The sequence below is a fragment of the Autumnicola edwardsiae genome (genome assembly GCF_031846505.1).
Classification (GTDB): Bacteria; Bacteroidota; Bacteroidia; order Flavobacteriales; family Flavobacteriaceae; genus Autumnicola; species Autumnicola edwardsiae.
Genome location: NZ_JAVRHP010000221.1, coordinates 1 through 1,750 on the forward strand (window position 1 = coordinate 1; position 1,750 = coordinate 1,750).

Annotated in this window: 1 protein-coding gene and 1 pseudogene; both read left to right on the top strand. The window is 41.3% G+C overall.

Features of this window, described 5'->3' with window-relative positions:
- Positions 1–532, top strand: a pseudogene (locus RM529_RS17180) (sodium:solute symporter); the annotation flags it as partial.
- 6 nt (positions 533–538) lie between these two features.
- Positions 539–1,729, top strand: a complete 1,191-nt coding sequence (locus RM529_RS17185) for a glycoside hydrolase family 130 protein (protein WP_311485974.1) — start codon at positions 539–541, stop codon at positions 1,727–1,729.
- Positions 1,730–1,750: the final 21 nt, after the last annotated feature.

Below are 1,750 nucleotides of genomic sequence, written 5' to 3' on the forward strand. Positions count from 1 at the left end.
GATCGTCTCAGCATTATATGGAAGTTACGTGGTGTCTAATGTCTTAAAATGGCACTGGTGGAGGTTTAACGGTGAAGGCTACTTTTGGGGAATGCTATCGGGGATTATACCGGCCTTAGTTTTTCCAATTTTTACAGATACGCTGGACCTTTATTATTTCCCGGTAATTTTGCTAATATCAATTGCGGGTAGTATAATAGGAACTTATACTGCCGGACCAACAGATGATGATACGCTTATGGAATTTTATAAGAGAACAAGACCCTGGGGCTTTTGGAAGCCCATAAAAGAAAAAGTAAAGCAGGAGGATCCAGGATTTGAAGAAAATAATGCGTTTGGCAGAGATATGTTTAATGTGCTTATAGGTACTATAGCCCAAACCCTTCTTGTTGTAATCCCGTTTTACATAATTCTCAGAGAAAATGTACCCCTTATAATCTCATGTGTGATCCTGATCATCAGTGTAGTTATTTTAAAGAAAAACTGGTGGGATAAAATTAAAACCGAACCAAATATTACCAGAAAAAATTAAGGAAGAATGGATTTTAAAGATGAAAATAAAACTATAAAGAAGCTTCCCGGCTTTCAGGAAGTTTTGGAAAGCCATCAAAAGCTAATTGAAAGAATAAACCGCCCTGAGGAAATATCCAACGGGATCTATGAGAGGTATCAACATCCGGTTGTTACTGCGGCACATGCACCGCTGGAGTGGAAATATGACTTTAACCTTAAAACAAATCCGCTGGGTCTTGAGCGAATTGGGATTAACGCCACCTTTAATCCGGGTGCCATGAAATGGAACGATGCTTATGTGCTGGCTGTAAGGGTGGAAGGGAATGACAGGAAATCCTTTTTTGCCATTGCAGAAAGTCCTAATGGTGTAGATAATTTTAAGTTTTGGGAAAAACCTGTAGTTCTTCCGCAAACAGACGAGCCCGATACTAACGTTTATGATATGCGGCTTACGCGTCATGAAGATGGTTGGATTTATGGAGTGTTCTGTACAGAAAGAAAAGATAAAAGCCGTCCTGAAGATACTACTGCGGCGGTAGCCAATGCAGGGATTGCCCGTACTAAGGACCTTGTAAACTGGGAACGTTTGCCCGATTTAATTTCGAATTCGGGACAACAGCGCAACGTTGTCCTACATCCTGAATTTGTAGATGGAAAATATGCGCTGTACACCCGTCCGCAGGATGGATTTATAGAAGTGGGTAAAGGAGGGGGAATTGGTCTTGGGTACGTGAAGGACCTGAACAACCCTGTGCTGGAAGACGAAAAAATCATTAATCATAAGGCATATCATACCATTTATGAGATGAAGAATGGTCTGGGGCCGGCACCTATTAAAACAAAAGAAGGCTGGCTGCACCTGGCACATGGTGTGCGTAACACGGCAGGAGGTCTAAGATATACGCTTTATCTTTTTATGACGGCCCTCGAGGATATTTCTAAGGTGATCCACCAACCTGCAGGTTATTTTATGGCTCCAAATTATACAGAAACAGTAGGGGATGTTCCTAACGTTCTCTTCGGAAATGGTTGGATAAAAGATGAAGATGGTAAGGTTTTTATCTACTATGCATCTTCAGATACACGCTCGCATGTGGCTGTATCTTCGGTAGAAAAACTTCTGGATTATGTAAAGAACACTCCTGAAGATGATTTCACCTCGGCTGCTTCCGTAGAAAAGATTATACAGCAGGCAGATAAAAATAAATCGCTTTAAAATGCATCAGGACTCGCGCAA

Excerpts from the sequence above, each read along its gene's own strand:
- RM529_RS17185 (WP_311485974.1), top strand. The coding sequence starts at position 539 with ATGGATTTTAAAGATGAAAATAAAACTATAAAGAAGCTTCCCGGCTTT.